The following is a 19,953-nucleotide window of genomic DNA, read 5'->3' on the forward strand; positions in this document are numbered from 1 at the left end:
TCTAAATCCATTGCCAAAGAGGCTGCTCATAAGTTTTCACTTTTGAGACAGTCTCTTTGGCATTGCCGATTAAAAGTTACCGCAGCACTTTCAACTCGCGAATCTGGCTGGCGTTATCCCAACCGCTGGTAATGACAAGCCGGACGTATTGCGCCGACTGCTGCGGGAAGTGGTATTTGACCGCGTTCTCATTATTGTTCTGGGCCGTATACACCCTCGTCCAGTTCACATTGTCCGTCGACACCTGGATCTGAAAATCTTTCGGCCCCAGTCCGCCCGCATGACCGGCCGGGTTCCAACGCGGGAACAACTGCACCGCCTTGAACGTCTGCACAGAGCCTAGGTCCAGCTTGATCCAGTTCGGACTGCCGGAACTCGGGCTGCCCGCAGGCGCCCATAGATTGCCATCCGCATCCGATATGCCGTCGATCGCTTTGGCCGCACCGTATCCCGATTGCTCCGAATTCGCGGTTGCGGCAACGACCGGAATTTCGCTATAAGGACTGTACCAGACGACTTCGCGCAGCCCCGAATGGATGTCGCTGTACCCGCCCGTCACCTGGATCCGCGCATATCGCGCATTGACGGCAGGGAACGAATACTGCGCGCTTTGATTGCCCTGATTGGTTACAGCGAGCACTGGGGAACCGAACGTAACGCCATCCGTCGAGGTCGATACCGTAAAGCTCTTGGGTCCTTCTCCTCTCCATTCCAGATCGTCAATGGCAATCCAGGCATAAGCGGAGGCTGAATTGTTGTCCACCGCCTCGAAGTATACAGACTCGCCCACATAGCTTGAGACATCCCACTCTTGCCGGACGAATGCATCGTTCAGCGGCGGCGGACTTGAGAGCAGAATTGCGTCGTCGGATACCCGGCGCAGCCGGAAAAAGTTGCTGCTGCCGCCGGTATGACCGTCCCAGCCCGCCTTCAGAAAGGACATGCGCGAGCTTGCGACGACGAACGGCTGAGATCGCAGCGTACCGGTGGCCGATTCGCCCCCGGTGAACGAATCCGCCCACCAGGCGCCATGCTGACCGCTTATGCCGCCATGCGCGGTGTTTAGTGGCCCTGTCCCCCAGGCTGTGCCCGTCGTTGTCCAGCCTGTATAGGTGTTGGTCGCGAAATCGCGATTGTCGGCCTGGCGAATGTTGTTCAGCGCCATCCAGGCGTATCCCGAGCCGCTGTTATTGTCCGCCATCTCGAAGTAAACGGCTGTGCCCACATAAGGAGACACATTCCAGATTTGAGTCGTGAACTGATCGCTCTGCGGCGGGGAATCGCTCATCAGAATCGCGTTGTCGGACGCTCGCTTCAAATAATATTTGTTGGAAGTTCCGCCAGATGGACCATCCCAGCCCGCTTTGTCGAATAGAAGCAGATTTTTCTCCACCACGAAAGTCTTGGAACGCAGTTTGCCCGTCCGCGACTCCCCGTCGATGGCCGCCTGGTTTTCTTTGGCCCCGAGCGCCCGGGAGTCGGCAAAATATTGTCCCTGCACATTCCCGACATGCCCCCAGTTCGTTCGCACGGAAGACGGCGAAGCCATAAAGGCGTTGCCGGTTACCGTCCAATCCTGGAAGTTGCCCCGTTCGAAGTCCAGGTTATCCGAATAACGCAAGTCGTCCGCAGCGAGCCAAGAGAAACCGCTCGATCCGTTGCCGTCGACCAGTTCGAAATACACCTCCTGACCGATATACGCCGATACGTCCCAACGCTCCAGAACGAACGCGTCGCTTTGCGGCGGCTTTGCCGTGAACAAGATCGCCCCGTCGGACGCCCGCTTCAGGTAATAGAAATTCTGACTGCCTCCGGAGGAGCCGTCCCATCCGGCTTTGCGGAACGTCAGTTCCTCCTTGCCGATGGTGAACGCCGGGCTGCGCAGCGTACCCGTAGCGGACTCGCCTCCTACGGAGGAATCGGCCCACTTCGCCCCGCGCCATCCTTTCACCCCGCCGTGCGGCGTTCCGCTTGGGCCGCTTCCGAATGCCGTGCCGGTTGCCGTCCATGACATTCCGGCATAGGCGCCGAACTCGAAATTGACGTCTGCGATCGAACTGTCCGGGTCCCTGTCCGTCTCGGGAAACAAGTCGAATACACCTACGTTTCTTGCCTTGCCGAAATCGAACGTAATCTGCGCCGGATCGCCGCTCGTCGCAGGTCCGCCGTCCCATCCGTCACCTTCCGTGTTGAGTCCATTGATCACCTTCTTGGCGGCCGTCGGCTTATCCGCACGATTCGCCGTAGCCGACTTGACCGGGATCGAGGAATTCGGATAACTATGCAAGCTCAACTCCGAACCCGACGAAACGGAATAATCTATCCTCTTCTCATTCCCTGACAACGACGTTTCCGTAATCACCCCGCCATCCACGTTGCGCCATGGAGAGACGACGAACGCTTCGGCTTCTTTGCCGTTGAAGCTGGCCGGGTGCGAGAAAAACAAACTTTGCCCGCTAGTCGAATCGGCTGTGTTGGCGACAATTGTCAGCGGTTTTCCCGTCACCTCGTTGATGCCCGCGTAAGCGACGTTAAAGCGGTCGGCGTCGAACAGAACAGGCCGGTATATGCCTTTGCCGTCCAAGTAATTGCCGAGCAGATTGCCCATGACGCTGTCCTGGAACAGCTCCGATTGATTGACCGGAATCGTACCGAACAGCACGTGCCCGGAACCATAGGCATTCTCGACCATCAAAGCATTCCCGTTCGTATCCGTAAGCACCGGCGTAGCCGAAGACGCGAGCGTGCTTAACGCCATTTTCTGGTCCGAGGCCGCCGCATAGGTGAACGCTTGCCCCGCGTAGAACGTGTCGCCCATCCACGCCGGCTTGGGCGACACGATGCGCGCGTAGTCGCCGGACGCCGCGACGGCGGCTGTGCCTCCGGTCAACCCGGCCAGCCAATTCGAAAGCCCCGTGCCGCCCGAGATGCTGCGGTCGTTCTCGACCGTATAGCTGAGAGAGCCTTTGCCGAACGCGATCAGAATGCCCCCGTTGGATACCCAGGTCTTGATGGCGTCCACGGCTGCGCGGGAAGTGAGGGTATAACCCGAGTTCGGAAGGATGAGCACCTTGTATTGATCCAAATATCCGTCCTCGATGAAGAAATCGTCCACGATATCCGGCTGCGACAAATATCGCGCCCAGTTGGTCCAGCGCGTAGTAACGTAACCCGGCGAGTAGTCCGCATTGTAGATATCCATATAGTCGCGATTGCGATAACCCTTGCGATAGTTGGATGTCAGAATCGAGTTGAAAATCGCCGTTTCGGTCTGTCCGTCATAAGCGGGAACCATGTCCGTCAGTCGGTGCGCGCGATCCGCAAACTGGGTATAGTGGTCGTTGCCGTTGTAATCGGTGCCGCTCCACGTCCCCGTCGACATATTGTAGGCCGCGAAATCCGAACCGACATATACGCGATGATACGAACCGACGCCGTTAACCAGCTTGTTGAAGAATGTGTCTTCCGCCATTTTGTCCGTTTGAAGATTCGTATTGTCGCTCGTTGTCTCCAGGCTATAGGCCCGCTTGTAGCCCGGAAGATGCGCCGTGCCGAAGTTCTCGTCCATAATGCTGTCGCCGAGCACGCCGGGCCGATGGTTGGCCAGCAAGCGGGCGGTCAGGCCGATGGAAGCCCCGGTCTCCATCGGGTTGTGAATAAAACCGCCGTCCGTCTCCAGCTTGATCGGTTTGTTCGTCCACAGCCTCATCTCTGTCAATAAGGGTTCCATGAAGGCGGTTAACGAGTCCCGGTAAAAATACATCAGATCTGACCAACTGTGCCTCACATCGATATCCGTGCTCATGCCGCGATCCGGCAGCGGCGGCTGGACGTTCGTCCAGGAAGCGTAAGACGAATCCCACGCCGCATTCAGCGCCGTCAGACTGCCGTACTTGGCCTGCAGCCAGGTACGGAACTTGGCTTTGGCGTAATTGTCGTACAGGTACAGCTTCGGGTCCGTCGCCGAGTTCCCGGGAAACCCTTCCACGCCGCCATAATAGCCGGGACCGCTTATATCGAACATTTTGACATAAGGGTTGCTGTCGTAGTGCTGGGTGACGTTCTTGATGAACGCCTTATACTTAGGGATTGTGTCGTCGTTGAAGAAATTAATGGTGATTTGACTCGATGCGCCGTCTTCATTGACCATCTGGGCGTAAACATCGGGCCACAGCGAAGAGGGCAGCCCCGGAATGCCCAGATGGACATCCAGGCCATGAGAAGCGAAGCGCGCGATCAAAGCGTCCAAGTTCGTGAAATTATAGTTGCCCGGCACCGTCAGATCGCCGCCGCTCGGCATGACGCCGCTGTCCCCTTGGGCGGCCAGGAACAGGTTGACCACCTGCGATCCGGTCGCCTTGATTTTATCGAAACCCTGGCTCGTCGTCGTGGAGAAGTTCATCATATTGCCGGCCGTGCCCGCATAATCGATCGTCGGTGAGAAAAAGCTCGGGTACAGCATGATTTCCTGCACGCCGCCGCTTCCATACGCCTCCGTCACATTGAGCTTCACGTACCTTGCCTTGAGCGGCTGAAATTCGAAATAGTTGTGCCCGTCTTTGTTCCCTGTCACCGTAAGCATGGTCGCGTACGTACTGCCGTCCGTCGACGTCAGAATCGTGAACGATTTCGGGCCGTTCCCCGTCAGAGGCCATAGCTCCATGGCGCCGACCTTCTGCATCGAGCCCAGATCGAATACGAGCGACTGCGGCGAGGCCGCCGTCGGCGGCGCTGCGGGCGCCCAGTAATTTGAAGCGCTTGCATAAATGCCGTCGGAAGCCTGAACTGCCGTATGCCCGGTTGCAGCGCTTGAAGCCGATATCGAGGCCACGGCCAATTTGAAATTCCCCGCGTATACTCGTGCTCCTTCCAAGATCGGGATATAGCCGCCAATCGCGAGAGCAACAGCCAACAGCAAGATGAATCCGCGTTTCCGGCTCCTCTGCCGGCCCGGATCCCATTTTCCGCTCAATCTCATCATAATCCCCCTTTCGTATTGAAGCTCCACGAGCGAACCTCGACGGCTTCAACTCCTATGATGTACCGCCCGATTGCCATCTTCAATGGACATTTCTTTAGAAAAGATCACCTGTTTTGAGTTATGGAACGAACCTGCGGCCATTCTCTTGAAACTCCTCAAAAAAGGAGCACCAATCAAAGGAAATGTCAATTGAAGTCGCCAGGGCCGCGTTGCACCATTAAGAGTAGTCAACATGACAAGCAAGGAGGTGAATCTCAATGAGCGCAACGAGCCCTGCAAACTTGAATCCTGCCAAACGCAGTACATTTCGCCAGGGGCTCCTCCGATTCCGGAAAGAAGCGTTCTTTCAATACATGGCGTTAATGGGCGGCGTCTTCCTTCTGGTCTTCAGCTACCTGCCGATGTTCGGCATCGTCATGGCGTTTCAGGATTTCGATCCGTCCAAAGGTTACATGTTTAGTAAGTTTGTCGGCTGGCATCATTTCCGCATGCTGTTCAGCGACGACGCTTTCTGGGTGTCCGCCCGGAACTCGGTTATTCTGAGCGTGGCGAAATTCGCGCTGACCTTCGTGAGTCCGATTGTCCTGGCGCTTCTCCTTAACGAACTGAAGCCGACCTTCTTCAAGAAGTTCGTGCAGACAGCCAGCTATTTGCCTTACTTTATCTCCTGGGTCGTCATCGCGAGTATGGCTACGACATTCTTCAGCGGAGGATCGGACGGCATTCTGAATCCTCTCCTGATCAAGTTCGGCATGTTGAAAGAGGCCATACCATTCTTGACGTATCCGGGTTACTACCAAGTGATTACCGTTCTGCTGGACGTGTGGAAATTTACAGGGTTCTCCGCCATTATCTACATCGCCGCGATGGCCGGCATCGATAACGAGGTGATTGAAGCTTCGATCGTCGACGGAGCGACCCGCTTCCAGCGCGTCTACAAAATTACGCTGCCGATGATTCAGAATACGATCGTCGTGCTCTTGATCCTTGGCATCGGCTCCATGTTCACCGGTGGGCTCGGCGGCTCCAACTTCAACTATGGCTATTTGCTCGGCAACACGTTGAACATGAGCGCTTCCGATGTCATGGATACATACATCCTGCGCATGGGCTTGCAGCTCGGCCGTTTCTCATTCGCTGCGGCTGCCGGCCTGCTGTTGTCCACGATCAGCCTGATTCTGGTATTCCTCGCGAACTGGGTGGCCAAGAAAATCGATCGTGACGAGCAGGCTATTTTCTAAACCGTGTCAATGCAGCAAGGGGGGACGACGTGAAAAAAAGCCTAGGAGAAAAATTAGCGGATGTCGTGATCTATGCCGTGCTGATCCTGATTCTGATCGTTACGCTATACCCGTTCTACAACAGCCTGGTGCTGTCGTTCAACAACGGTCACGATTCGAACTTGGGCGGCGTGTACTTCTACCCGAGAATGTTCACGCTGGAGAACTACCGCCGCGCAATGGATAACAACCTCATGGGCGGCGCCATGATGGTAACAGTCGCAAGAACGCTCATCGGCGCCGCAACGAGCGTCCTGTTCACGGCTGCGGTAGCCTATGGGCTGTCGAAGCAAGATTTGATGTTCAGACGGACGTATATCGTGATCGGCATCATTACGATGTACTTCAGCGGAGGCATTATCCCGTTTTATTTCGTGCTGAAGTATCTGGGACTTCTGAATACATTTATGGTCTTTATCATTCCCGCGCTATTAAGCTTCTGGAATGTCATCCTGTTCATGTCCTTCTTTCGCACGATCCCGGCTCCGCTCCTGGAGTCGGCGCGAATCGACGGGGCGCACGAAGTATTCATTTTCGCCAGAATTATCCTTCCCTTGTCCGTTCCGATCATTGCCACTATCGCACTCATGAACGGCATCGGGCAGTGGAGTTCCTGGTTCGACTCGCAGTTCTTCACCACGAACCCGCACCTCAAGACGCTGCAGCTCATTCTCTACGAGATTATCGCGCTCGCAGCGGGGCAAGAACGATTGAAACAACAGCTCGGCATTACGAATGACACGGCATCCTATACCATCGAATCGGTTCGTTACGCCACCATGATGATTTCGATCGGACCTGTCATTCTGATCTACCCCTTTGTTCAGAAATACTTCGCCAAAGGCATGCTGATCGGGGCGGTCAAAGGTTGAAGAGCGTTACGCCAAAGGGGTTTCCGAATCATTCAAACTATCGAGGGGGCTGTTCCATGAGCAATCGAAAACGTTTATTGTCGAGTATGGCCGCCGTGCTTCTGTTGGGTTCCGTATTAAGCGCATGCGCGAAAGAAAACAACGGGTCTAACGCCAGCCCCGGCTCAAGCTCCACGGCAAGCACCGGTTCCAGCAACGGCAGCAGTAATGCCGGAAATCCGGTCGAGTTGGGACTTTTCTACAACGGGGCTTGGTATACGTTCCCGGAATGGGGGTCCAACACCATCTCCCAAATGGTTACAGAGAAAACCGGCGTCACATTGAAGTTCACCAAACCGAACGCCGACGACAATCAGCAGTTCAACCTGATGATTGCCAATCGCGATTTGCCCGATTTCGTCGTGAACGATATGAAAAACCCGACCTATAATAAAGCGATCGATGCCGGTCTCTTCGAAGACTTGGGCCCGCTCATGGACCAGTACGCACCGGAGCTGAAGCAGCGGATGGGCGACGATTATTGGAAAATGAACGCGGCGGCGGACGGCAAAAATTATACGATCAACAGCGCGGAGATCCGACCGAGCAATCTCGACAGGTTCTTGCCGGTCGGTCCTTGGAATCCCGCTCCGCTTATTCGTCAGGATATCTATGAAGCATTGGGCAAGCCGAAGATCGATACGCCGGACGATCTGTACAATGTCCTTCTCCAGGTGAAAGAGAAGTATCCGAAGATTTCGCCGCTTGTCATCGGCAATTCGAAGTTTCCGTTTACGGCTCAGCCGTTCGGCTACGAATTCTTCATCGCCAGCTTCGGCGTCGAGATGTATTACGAGAAGGATAACAAGATGTACGCGAACTACAAAAATCCGAAATACCTGGATGCGCTCAAATGGCTGAACAAGCTGTACACGAGCGGAATTATTACTCGCAACGACATTGCCCTGACCGACGAACAGCGCAAATCCATTATCGACTCGGGTAACGTCTTCTATCAGGTAGGTTCTGTCGGGACAGGCTACCAGTTCCCGGAGAACGACAAGAGCATCAAGTATGTGTACGCTCCGATGTTCCCCGACGCCACGATTTTGCAGCAGAACAGCATCGGCTGGGCGGGATGGTCCATCTCGAAGACTTCGAAGCACAAGAAAGAAGCGATCCAGTTCATGTCCTACATGATGTCGGACGAAGGCGAGAAGCTGACGCACTTCGGTATCGAGGGCAAGGATTGGAAAATGGATAACGACACGCCCGTGAGAACCGACGAATACAACGAAAATATCAAGAACGATCTCGAGTATACGAAGAAGCTCGGCACGGGCGCCTATTGGTTTAACCTTGACCTCTACGACCATTGGATCGAGGGCGGCGAAATGAAGAAAAATCCGGAGCAGAAAGAAGCGCTGGATCTTTATTTGCCGCATAAGAATCTGAAGCTGTATATGCTCAGCATCGAGCCAGGGCCGGAGTCGGAAGAGGCAACGATTCTAGCGAAGGCAACCTCCGATTTCAACGCGGCCTTCCCGACCTTCCTGATGGCGAAAGACGAGGCGGAGCTGGAACAGCGCTACGCCGATTTTATCAAGAAAATGGATGATATGGGCATGCCGAAACTGGAGGCGCTGTGGACCGAGAACGCTAACAAGATGAGAAAATCTCTGAATATGTAACCGTCCGTCGCGAGCTGCCGATTTTATCGGCGGCTCTTTGCCATCACAATCGTTCCTGCTCCATCGCAGACTTCCCTTGTGGCCCTTTTGTCCAGGTGTCATAATAAAAGCCATAGGAAAACGCTTACACTCTTTTTCGGGTTGGAGGGAACGACGATAAGCAAAGTCGCTGCACGCAAACGAATTTTCACTCCATTCGTCTTTATGCTTGTCATGGCGCTCGCCGGCGGATGCCTGCAACCGGACATCGATCCGGAAACTCTCGCCACGAGCGCCACTCTATCTGCCAAATCCGACGTCACTTTGAGTATCTTGATGGATACGACCAACCGCGAACAGAATAAATCCATTTTGGATCAAGCGGCTGAGCTGGCAACGCGGAATAGCGCCAAGTACAATATCAAAGTTCGGCTCGATGGGGTGCCTCAGGCTGAAATGGCGCAGAAGGTGGACGTGCTGTTCGCCGGAGCAGACCTGCCGGATATGATCGCAGACGCTCCAAACCCTTTGTGGATGCGCAACGGCCTTATGACGGATATCACCGATTGGTTCAACGGGTCCTCTCTTAAAGGCGACTATATGTATCCGAACCTGCTGTCGGAAGGGATGAGCGACGGCAGGATTTATTCCGTTCCGATCAAGGCCGACTCGATTTTCCTGATTTATAACAAGGACCTGCTTCGCAAAGCCGGCATTGCCAATACCAGCTTTACTTCGCTAACTTGGGACCAATATGAGCAGATGCTGGAGCAAATCAAGCAGGCCAAGCTTCACTCAAGCAATGGACAGCCCGTAACCGGCACGACATTGCGCATCAGTACCTACGAGGCCTCTCCTTTCATCTTCAGCGCCGGCGGGGAGATGTTCAGCGATGACGGCAAACAAGCGCTGTTCGATCGTCCGGAAGCGGTGCTCGGCATGTTGAAGTTGAAAAGCCTCGTCACAAACGGTTATGCCTCCAATCCTGAATCGGACTATGTCAACTGGGTAGATGCCTTCGTCCGTGAGGAGGCCGCTTTTATTACGACGGGCGGGTGGTCCTTGATTTCCTTTACCAACGGCGGCATGGACATCTCCAAGCTCGGGTTCTCCATCGTTCCGTCGATGCAAACAAGCACATCCATCCTCGCGCCCGGACTCTCGTTCTCCATCTTCCGTTCAAGCGCGAATCAGGAGGCGGCGAAGGAATTGCTGACGGCTCTGTATTCACCGTCCATTTATAAACAATGGATCAAGCTAACGGAAGGAATTCCCGTCCTGCGATCGGTTGTCGACGATCCGATGTTTGCCAACAACCCCGCAAAGACGGTTCTGACCGCGCAATTGCAAAATACGAAACCGCTGCATGCCGACTATGCGCCGAGCTTCTGGAGCGAATATAACAAGCTGCTGCAGAATGTGTTGTTTTCGGATGTGAATGTCCCTGCCGAGCTCAAGCGTCTTCAAGATGAGATTCAAGCGGAGATCGACGGAAACTTGTAAAAACGTCCGCAGACGGGACTGGAGAGTGCCGCAGAACATGTTGAAATCCATTCGAAGCCGAATCATCCTGCTTATCCTGGCCGTAAATGTTTCCTTAACGGTCATTCTGACCTTCGTGACGCTGAGATATAATCACATCAAAACCGAGCATTCCGATGAGCGGTATATTGGTCAAATCACGAAAGATACGATGGAAGCGTTAGAAATCAACAATAAGAAATATAGCCAAATCTCCACCCAGTTGATGATAAACAAAACCATACAAGCCTATATCCCGGCGGTTAACGAGATTCTTCAAACCAACAACAATAATATTTCGGATACTCGACTGACGGAGTATAAAGCCGATATGGTTAGTCTCTTGAACAGCTACTACGACAGCACCACCGAGATCGACAGCATCCGCATCTGGTTCGGCCATCGCCAGGTCGTCCTAGTTGGCCAAGGAGTACCCCAGAGCGAGCGCAAGTATGAGGAACAGGTGGGATACATCGCCGCAAAGAAAAAAACGCCGCTCCTTGTGTGGGTCGCGAACGGCGACGGCTCGATCTCGCAATGGCAAATCATGAAAGATTTTAATATATCCAAAGTAACCAGGCTTAACACTTCGTCTTCGGCTCCCATGATCGGCGCAATCGAGATCCGTCTGAATCCCGAACGGCTCTCTAGCGTTACCAAGAAGCTGAACGTCGTTCCCAACGTTAATTTTGCCTACACGACAAGCGATCTTAAGCCTCTGTTTCTGTTTCCCGCGACTCCCTGGTTGGACGCCTACGCCGATTTGCTGCGAACCCGGGCGCTCGATAGAGACGTTAGCCAGCTGGAAACCAAAGATCATATTTTCTTTATCGAAAAATCGCTGGCAGGCTCCTATCTGATTACGATGTACACGAGAACGAGTCTGGTGCAATACATGCTGGAAACCGGCAAATCAATCGTCATCGTTCCCATTCTAACTCTGATCATATCGATTCTGTGCGTCATGTATATCTTTCGCTTACTGACTCGCTTCTTTTCCCCGGTGCTGCGCGGGATCAACAAGCTGTCGGCCGGCGCTTTCCATACGCGGATTCCGTTATCGGGCGCCCGGGAGATTGATGAGATTAGCTCTTGCTTGAATCGAATGGCCGTGCAGATCGGCGATTTGTTCGTGAAGATGAACGAGGCGAAGCAATTGGAAAGCCAGATCATACAGGAGAAAAACCAGGCCGAGATCAAGGCGTTGTACAACCAGATCAATCCGCATTTTCTGTTCAACACCTTGCAGTCGATCAACTCTGTCGCAATCCGGCGAACCGGCGGCGAAACCGAGATCAACGATATGATTATTCATTTATCCCGGTTGCTCCGCGAGAGTATTTATCGCATAAGCAATTTTGTAACCTTAGAGAGCGAGCTCAATCTGTTATGGTCGTATGTGCATCTGCAGCAAATTCGTTATGACGACTTGTTTCAGGTGAAATGGCAGATCGATTACCATTCGCTCAATAAACAAGTACCGAACTTGATCTTGCAGCCCATTATGGAAAATGCCATCAAACACGGCGTATTTAACTCCAGTAAAGATCGTGTGCGGATTACGGTGACGAGTGCTTGGGAAGACGGCGTGCTGCGAATCTCCATTGCCGACGACGGAAACGGTATGGATGCGGCGCAGTTGCAAGAAGTAAAGGAAAAGTTGCAGGGAACCGATTCGCAGTCCGGCGATTCATCCGGTGTCGGGTTGTACAATACGCATCAGCGGATGCTCCATCGGTTCGGAAACGACTATCGCATGGAAATCCGCAGCAGCGGTGAGGAAGGCACGGAAGTCGCGCTGCTTATCCATTATTCGCCTGAATCGGCAGATTCGATCGAACAGACTCCTGAAGAGAGGCGATGACTGATGTACACAGCGTTAATCGTGGATGACGAGCGGATGATCCGCGAAGATTTGCGAGCCTTCGTCGATTGGGATATCAACGGATTTACGCATATTCGCGAAGCAAAGAACGGGATCGAAGCGATAACCCTGATGGAAACGGATATTCCCGATATCGTCCTGATCGATATTAATATGCCGCGAATGAATGGGCTGGAGTTGATCGAACGGATACGCGCGGCGGGGATACAATCGCAGATCGTCATTATCAGCGCGTACAGCGAATTTCAATATGCCCAGCGAGCCATCTCCTATGGCGTCAGCGAATATGTGCTGAAGCCGATCGTGTACCGCGAGATTAATCAAATCATTCAAAGCGCGTCGAAGCGGCTTCAGCAACAGGCGTTGGAGCAAACAAGAAATCGCATCAGGGAGACAACCAAGCAAGCTGTGGAAAGCTTATTGCCGCTTCTCTGGCAAGGGAACCGCAGCGAGGCGCATCAAAGCGCAAATCGTATGTTCGATGATCTGCTTGCGTTTCAGCGCGATAGGGAGGCTCCTGCGGAGTCGATTGTCTTATTTCTAAGAAATCTCGTTTTCGAGATCGAAATCCATTTGAACGACTCCAGCTCGTCGCTATATGCGGCAAGACAGACCGAATTTCTGGATTTAATCAAACGATTCAAAGCCGCCCCCAGCACGAACGACCTGAACAAGCTGATGCATCACACAATCGACCTTTCAATTGATTTGCAAGAAAAGTTGCAAGCATCGCAAGGAAACAAGGAGTTCAGCAAGCTGCAATCGATCGTTCGCGCGCACTTGGCGGAGGAGTTATCGCTGGAGTGGCTGGCGAACCGCGTACATATGAACGCGAACTATTTGAGCGTGTTGTTCAAGAAAGAAACCGGGGAAAACTTTAATGATTTTCTCATTCGCGAACGGATGATGCTCGCCAGAACGCTGATCGTGAGAGAGGAGCATAAAATCAACGAAGTCAGCGCAATGGTCGGGTACCAGAACTACAGGAGCTTTAGCCGCGCTTTCAAGCGGTACTTCGGTTTCACGCCAAGCGAAGCGAATTTATAAGCTTGTTCAATTCGAGAACAACCGGTCAATCGGCGAACTGCTTACAAAATGTCCTGTATTCTAAAGAAGTGTCAATTGAAGCTCCCGGACAAGGATGCGATCATATTTGTATGCGCTTTCAGGCGCTTTCAAGTCGTGCCAAACGCACAGCGAAAGGAATGGGTAGATTATGGCAACAAGGCAACTGAAAAAGAGAGGGGCATTAAGTAAAGGGGCTTTTGCGGTATTGTTGGCGGCAGCCTTGGCCGTCAATCCGCCTCTGTTCTCCGCTCCCCCTAATACGGCATCGGCAGCGGGTGCAGCAGGTGCGACGGATGTGCGGATAACCGCAACTGCGATTACCGCCTCCTCCAGCAAGCCCGGACACGAGCCGGAGAAAGTTCAGAACAGCATATACAATGTCGATGCCGACAGTTGGGAGCCCGCTGCCAAGCCGACGGCCGGCTCCCCGCAATGGATCATGCTCGACTTCGGTCGTTCTGTCCGCGTAGGCGCGCTGGAAGCAGCCGTTACCTCGAGCGAAGGGCCGAAATCGTACGAGATTCAAACATCCGACGACGGTTCCCATTTTCGCACCGTAGCGTCGAAAAGCGTCCAGAGCAGCAGAACGTTGTTCAGTGCCTGGGACGCCGTGAACGCCCGATACGTCCGGCTATCCATCACTGACAGCTTCGGCGCTGACAGCGCAATTAACGAGATCACCGTCTATCCGGACATTCTTCCGCACCGCGTAGGCATTTTATCGTGTTTTCCGGACATGAAAAATTTCGGCGACAAAGGCTTCGACTCGCTGCGAGAGCAGGATCAGCAGTTGGCCAACCTGTGCGTCAGCATTGCCGATCCGGGGAGCCCCGGCATTAACATCATGCCGGAGCTGATCGACGATGCCGCATTTCCGAACGGCATATCCGATCAGGACGCAGTTGCTTATGTAAGCGACCCTAGCCACTATTCATGGAGCTATGCGGATAACTTCTTGAATCGATTTATCGACAAAGGGCTCGATATTTGGTTAGGATTTCAAGGGTTTACCCAACGCGCTTTTCCCGACTTCTATTCCGACGTAATCGATGAATCAGGCAGAAAAGTCGAGTTTAGAGATTTTTTCAACGATACAAACAATCGTTCTGTCATCGAGGTCGCCAAGCAGACGATGCGGCACTTCGACAGCAATCCGTATATCCGGATGTTTTCCATCCTCGGTCCGGGCTGGTACGGCGGTATCGAGTATTTTTCGGGGAGCAACCCGGAACTCCTTGCCGTATACAGCGACAGCGCGCAGAACAATTTCAGAAATTGGCTGGCGAATAAATATACGACAATTGAAAAATTGAACGAAGCCTGGGGCAAACAATACGCCGACTTCGACGAGATCCATTCTCCCCTGCCCAACCGGACGAATACGAGCGCAGTGGACAACAGGCCGGAATGGGCCGATCTGATGTTCTGGAAGATCGAATATATGGATAAGTATACCAACGACTATATGACCGCCATGCGCTCGGTCACGGACAAGCTCATTACGGTGGAGGTAGACGGCGGGTATCAGAGCGCGCCGATGGAAACCGGTGAAAGTATGGGCAAGATTGCGCGCGATTTCAGCAAATACGGCAACGTGATTTTGGGCAACAGCAATCTGGATGCGCCGTATGGCGTCGCCCAGTACACCGCAACCGCGAAATTTTATGGCCTGCAGGGCACGATGGACGATACGGCACAGCCCTTCGAGAAAGAGCAAGCCGACAATGCCTTCAACTTCTTGAGCCGCGGCGCCGGCACGCTGGCGCATTCCGCCCTCGGCTGGGATTATAGCGAGTTCAACAGCTCTTCGGGCACCTGGGACCCGAATGGCGATTATAAGGGCAACGATTTGTACCGGTATACCAAAGACAACGCGAAAAAAATGAAGGAGATCAATCCGAAGCCCGACGGGTCTGACGTACTCGTCTTCAACCCGTGGTACGCCAATCTGTTCCGTAAAGGGTACGACCGCAACGATCACAATTTTATTTTCGATGCCGATCACGGCATTTCCTGGTACGGCTCGGCTTTCGCGAGTTGGACGCATTATCTCGATTCGCCCGATCTGCTCGACGACTTCCCCATCGAGGACGGCGCGCTCAAAAACTATAAAGTTTTCATCAGTCCGAACATGGACGTAACGTTGACCTCCGACAAGGCGGAAGCGCAAATCAAGGATTGGGTAAACAAGGGAGGAGCATTCGTCAGCTTTGGCAAGGACAGCTTCAACTACCGTCTGAATCTGGATACGCAGCGCGTGACGGGCAGCGACGATGTAAGCTCATGGATGATGGGAATGTCGGGCGGAGCCGAGGCGACCGATCGGGTGGGCACAACCGTCAAGGTTTCGGCCGGAGCGCCGGCGTGGCTCAAATCTCTCTCGGCAGGCCAGACGGTTAACGTAAGTCTGGAAGGTGGCGCGCAGGGGAAAGCGTTCAAGCGGCTGGTGCCCGGAGCGGTTCCCGTGCTGGAGGATGAGGACGGCAATGTCATCATGTCCGAGCTGAAGGTCGGCAAGGGCAGCGTGCTGTTCAGCACACTTCCCATCGCCAACAATGCGATGTTCAAGGACGCGTTCATGAGCCGCCTGCTTTCCGATTACTCGGATTCACGCGGCATCCAACGTACAGTTACTTTTGATCCGGACAAATTCCATGTCGTTGATGCCGGCAAAGACGCTTACAGCGGCAAAAGAGTCATCGAGGTGGCGAGAAACGACAACGCAAGCGCGAGTGACGTGCTGGTCATCAAGCATGCCCCGTCTCTGGACAATGTCGATGCGGTCATCGATCTCAATTGGGAAAAAGACAGCATGATCAACTATACCTTCAAGCCGGGAAAAGCGTTCATTTACATTCCTAGTCCGCAGGGTGCAGTCTCCGGATCCGGCACCATCGAGGAGGTCGACGGCAAACAAGTCATTACAATGGATTTGGGCAACAGCTATAACATCAAAACGATTGCGCTGGACGGGGAACATCGGATACAGGGAATATCCTTCGATAATGGGAGTTACGGAAACGGTTGGAAAACCTTCGGGCCGGCTTTCGGCAATGCCCCTTTGCAAGCGGCAAACGGCGAATTTATGGCGAATTCGTCTGCGGGCGGAGCTGATGCGCTGGGCAAAATGACGAGCAACCTGTTCACGATAACGGATGACGTGCTGGCGTTTCGCTCCGCAGGGTATAAAGGCGTCGTCTCCCAAGGTCCGCCGCCGGCTACGGAACCCAAGCTTATTGCCGGTTTCGAGACCGGCGACTGGAGCGAGCTCGCTTATATCGATACAAACGTGTTCGGCAGCGCTCCGGCAACCGGCGGGGCCGGATGGGTCGGCAATTGGAACGGGCATTATGCCGCTTCGTCGATAGGCGGACAGCTGAAAGGCCGGCTCCAAACCAAAAACTTCGTCATCGATCGGCCTACGCTGACGTTCAAAGGCGCCGGCTGGAATGGCACATCTTACGGGAGCGGGCCTTGGCCGTACTCGCTGAATAACCGGTATTATCTAAAGGATGCGGCAACCGGCCGGGTGCTGATTGAGCAGGCGCCCGAGAACCGAGTTGGCGACAGCGACAAGTTCAAGGATTATGCCTGGGACGTATCGGCTTATGCCGGACAGGAAGTTTATTTCGAAATGGTAGACGCGGTCGGCGAGCAGGAAGCGGCACAGTACGGCGGCGGCTTCGATTGGCTTGCGGTCGACGACATCAGGCTGACGGGCGAGCCGTTCGACGGCGCAGCCGAATCAACGGGATTCAATGCTTTCTACTTGAAGGCGGTAGACGGGACAGTGCTTCGCACCGCCTACCCATCGGACGACGGGAGCGTAAATCAAACGGCATGGGACGTATCGAATTTGAAAGGCCGACAAGTGTATTTCGAAGCTGACGACGGGATTGACAGCTCGAATGACGGTTGGCTGTCTTTCGGAAATCTGTTCGGCTACAACAACAAAGATCATACCGAGGATCCTTATTGGTCGTTCGAATCCGGAACTTATGACGGCTGGGAGCGCAACGGGAACGCCTTCCCTGCCGAGCCGAGTTCGCAGAAGGCGGGCCGGCCGCTCGGTACGGACAACGGCAAATACTGGGCGGATTCTTTGGTAAACGGAGAGAGTGCGACAGGAACGTTAACCTCGAAGGAATTCGTCATCGAAAAACCGCTTTTGACCTTCCTCGTCGCTGGTTGGAATGGACAAAACGGTTGGAATCCGCCTAAAAACGACTATGAGTTGATCGGTCAAGACGGTGAGCGTCTTCGCATCGCCACGCCGCCCGGCATGGAATCCCAGCCCTTGAACCAATTCATTAAACGGTTCTGGGACGTCTCGGATCTGATTGGACAGACGGTCCGCTTTCGCATGGTCGACGGGGATTCCGGAGGCGGCTACGCCTGGATGGCGCTGGACAGCATCGCTCAAGAAGACAACTTCAACTTCGAGAACGGCAGCTATTCGTCCTGGACGCCAACCGGAGCGTTCGGCAGCGCTCCTTCCGGATCCGCACAGCATCCGGGCGCAACGGGAGCGCGGGGCTCGAAATGGGTGGACTCTTATGACGGCGGCGCGGGTTCCGTCGGCACGATAACAAGTGCACCATTTACGCTCGAATCGGGCTTTATTCGATTCCTCGCTGCCGGATTTGGCGATAACGGGAACAATTATTACCGTCTGGTAGAGGAGAACGGCAGCGAGATCGGAAGAGTCGCTCCTCCCGATGACGCAAACTTCAAAATGTTGACGATCGATGCGACAGGTCACGCCGGCTCCAAGGTTTATTTTGAAGCGGTGGACGGCAGCACAGACACAAATTCGGGATGGCTTGCTTTCGACGACTTGAATGAACGGAAGCTGCTTCCGGAAAGAGCGTTATTGAGCGTTTCAAACGATGGTTCGGTATGGACGGCGCTTGCGGACTTGGACGGTAGGGAAGCGACCCGTCTTGCTTACTCGATACCTGGAGGAGCAACGCAACGTTATGTGCGGTTCGAACTGCCCGACGACAAGTTCGACCGCGGGATTCTGGATCTGATCAAAATCGAGCAGAATGTCGAAACGGTCGCGTCAGGCCCACTTTCGTCCGAGGGCTTGCTGGACTTGGGAGCCGAACGGCAACTCAACGGAATCAAACTGGATTTCGATGACAATTCGGAGGAAAAGAGCTTCACCATCGAGGTTTCACCTAACGGCCAAGATTGGTCTCTAGTGTACAAGGCGATAGGCAGCAAGAGCAGCAGCATCCAGGCCATGATTCCCGCCACTGCCGCCAAATTTATTCGTGTTAGCGGGCTTTCGGCTTCGACTGCAATTCATGCAACGGTCTATAACATCCCTGAGCCGGAGATATCGCCCGATTATGTGAGCGAGCCGACCGACGGTACGGGCAAAATCGACATGGGCAACCCGCCGACGAACGGCGGTCCGACAACGCCAACTTCGCCGCCTTCGACTTCTGAGCAGGAGCCTGCCGTTACTCAGAAAGGGACTGCCGCGACCGTGTCTGTTACCGTTAAAGCAACGGTCGATCCGGCAACCGGAAGAACCGAGGTCCAGATAAGCGAAAGTCTGATTAAGGCTCTGATCGACAAGGCGAAGGCCCTCAAAGCCGAAGGATTGCAGGTGGATATCGAAATCAAAGTCGAAGGCGCGGAACAGGCCAATGCGGTGACAATGGAAGTCCCAAGGGACTCCTTCCGATCGGTGGCCGAGATTGTGAGGTCCTTAAAGGTAAATGCTGGCATCGGAACGATTACCTTCGACGCCAAGGCCGTTGCTGCGATCAACAGCGCCGGTAATGCCGGGAACGTCAGTATCGGCCTCTCCAAGATGGAGAAAAGCGCATTATCGTCAGAGAATCGGACGAAGATCGGAGACCGTCCCGTTTATGGGTTCTCCGTTACGGCGGGCGGTAAGAAGTTGGCCGATTGGGGCAGTGGCAGCGCGGTTCTCAGCATCCCCTATCCGCTTAAGACCGGCGAGAAGAAGCACGCCATCATTGTCTACTCTATCGACGATGCCGGCAAGCTTCGCATCATCAAAGGCAAATATGACGATCTTGCGGGAGTCGTCAGTTTCAAGACCGGGCATTTTTCGGTGTTTGCCATAGGCTATAACGAAGTCATTTTCAGGGATGTGGCAGAAAAAGCCTGGTACAATGAAGCCATAGGGTTCCTGTCGGCCAGAGATCTTATCAAAGGGGTGGGTGGTGAACGATTTGCTCCCGACCGCAACGTCAGCCGAGCCGACTTCCTGATCATGGTAATGAATGCCTATGGAATTGGAGCCGATGCGGCTTCATCAGGTAATTTTACCGATGCCGGAAACAAGTACTACACCCCGTATCTGGGAACGGCTAAACGCCTTGAACTTATATCCGGAACGGGCGATAACCTCTTCGCGCCGGAAGCTTTCATAAGCCGCCAGGACATGATGGTCGTTCTGTACCGGGCGTTGGACAAATTGGGCGAGCTGCCGACAGGTACGAGCGGGGCCGCGCTTGAAAGCTTCAAGGATGCGGTAGCCGTTGCGGATTATGCCAGAACCGCCGCCGGATTGTTTGTGGAAACGGGTATCGTACGGGGCACGGGGACAAGTCTCGATCCGCAAACAGCCCTAACGAGGGCGCAGGCTGCCCAAGTGCTTTACGGCTTGCTCTTGAGGGAGTAGCGATCCCGAATAACCGAATCAACACTTCAA

General features: G+C 54.0%; 8 protein-coding genes. 7 read left to right on the plus strand and 1 reads right to left on the minus strand.

From position 1 onward, the window contains the following. Positions 1–76: 76 nt before the first annotated feature. Positions 77–4,972, minus strand: coding sequence for a discoidin domain-containing protein (locus tag ACFPOF_RS19170; protein ID WP_378135539.1), 4,896 nt, complete (start codon positions 4,970–4,972; stop codon positions 77–79). 266 nt (positions 4,973–5,238) lie between these two features. Here ACFPOF_RS19170 and ACFPOF_RS19175 point away from each other — a divergent pair, with 266 nt between their 5' ends. The 7 genes from ACFPOF_RS19175 to ACFPOF_RS19205 all read left to right on the plus strand — a co-directional run bounded on the left by ACFPOF_RS19175 (position 5,239) and on the right by ACFPOF_RS19205 (position 19,923). Further along, entirely contained in the window at positions 5,239–6,222 is a 984-nt protein-coding gene (locus tag ACFPOF_RS19175; RefSeq protein ID WP_378135541.1) for an ABC transporter permease, read from the plus strand. A 29-nt stretch (positions 6,223–6,251) separates the two neighbouring features. Next, positions 6,252–7,133 carry a carbohydrate ABC transporter permease gene (locus ACFPOF_RS19180; RefSeq protein WP_378135543.1) on the plus strand — a complete coding sequence of 294 codons (882 nt, stop codon included), beginning with the start codon at positions 6,252–6,254 and terminating at the stop codon, positions 7,131–7,133. Between the two features lie 56 nt (positions 7,134–7,189). Further along, on the plus strand, positions 7,190–8,803 hold the full coding sequence (locus ACFPOF_RS19185; RefSeq protein WP_378135545.1) for an extracellular solute-binding protein: 1,614 nt from the start codon (positions 7,190–7,192) through the stop codon (positions 8,801–8,803). A gap of 78 nt (positions 8,804–8,881) precedes the next feature. After that, positions 8,882–10,285 (plus strand): extracellular solute-binding protein, encoded by a 1,404-nt coding sequence (locus tag ACFPOF_RS19190; protein ID WP_378135547.1) that lies wholly within the window; start codon positions 8,882–8,884, stop codon positions 10,283–10,285. A gap of 37 nt (positions 10,286–10,322) precedes the next feature. Beyond that, positions 10,323–12,167: a sensor histidine kinase gene (locus ACFPOF_RS19195; RefSeq protein ID WP_378135549.1), complete on the plus strand. Its 1,845-nt coding sequence runs from the start codon at positions 10,323–10,325 to the stop codon at positions 12,165–12,167. A 3-nt stretch (positions 12,168–12,170) separates the two neighbouring features. Beyond that, entirely contained in the window at positions 12,171–13,235 is a 1,065-nt protein-coding gene (locus ACFPOF_RS19200) for a response regulator (protein WP_378135551.1), read from the plus strand. A 169-nt stretch (positions 13,236–13,404) separates the two neighbouring features. Further along, the gene (locus ACFPOF_RS19205) at positions 13,405–19,923 is read left to right on the plus strand and encodes a discoidin domain-containing protein (RefSeq protein WP_378135553.1); all 6,519 of its coding nucleotides are present in this window, start codon (positions 13,405–13,407) and stop codon (positions 19,921–19,923) included. Positions 19,924–19,953: the final 30 nt, after the last annotated feature.

This window comes from Cohnella soli (assembly GCF_042655525.1).
Classification (GTDB): domain Bacteria; phylum Bacillota; class Bacilli; order Paenibacillales; family Paenibacillaceae; genus Cohnella; species Cohnella soli.

Coding starts and splice junctions, on each gene's coding strand:
- ACFPOF_RS19175 (WP_378135541.1), top strand. CDS start 5,239: ATGAGCGCAACGAGCCCTGCAAACTTGAATCCTGCCAAACGCAGTACA.
- ACFPOF_RS19185 (WP_378135545.1), top strand. CDS start 7,190: ATGAGCAATCGAAAACGTTTATTGTCGAGTATGGCCGCCGTGCTTCTG.
- ACFPOF_RS19195 (WP_378135549.1), top strand. CDS start 10,323: ATGTTGAAATCCATTCGAAGCCGAATCATCCTGCTTATCCTGGCCGTA.
- ACFPOF_RS19200 (WP_378135551.1), top strand. CDS start 12,171: ATGTACACAGCGTTAATCGTGGATGACGAGCGGATGATCCGCGAAGAT.
- ACFPOF_RS19205 (WP_378135553.1), top strand. CDS start 13,405: ATGGCAACAAGGCAACTGAAAAAGAGAGGGGCATTAAGTAAAGGGGCT.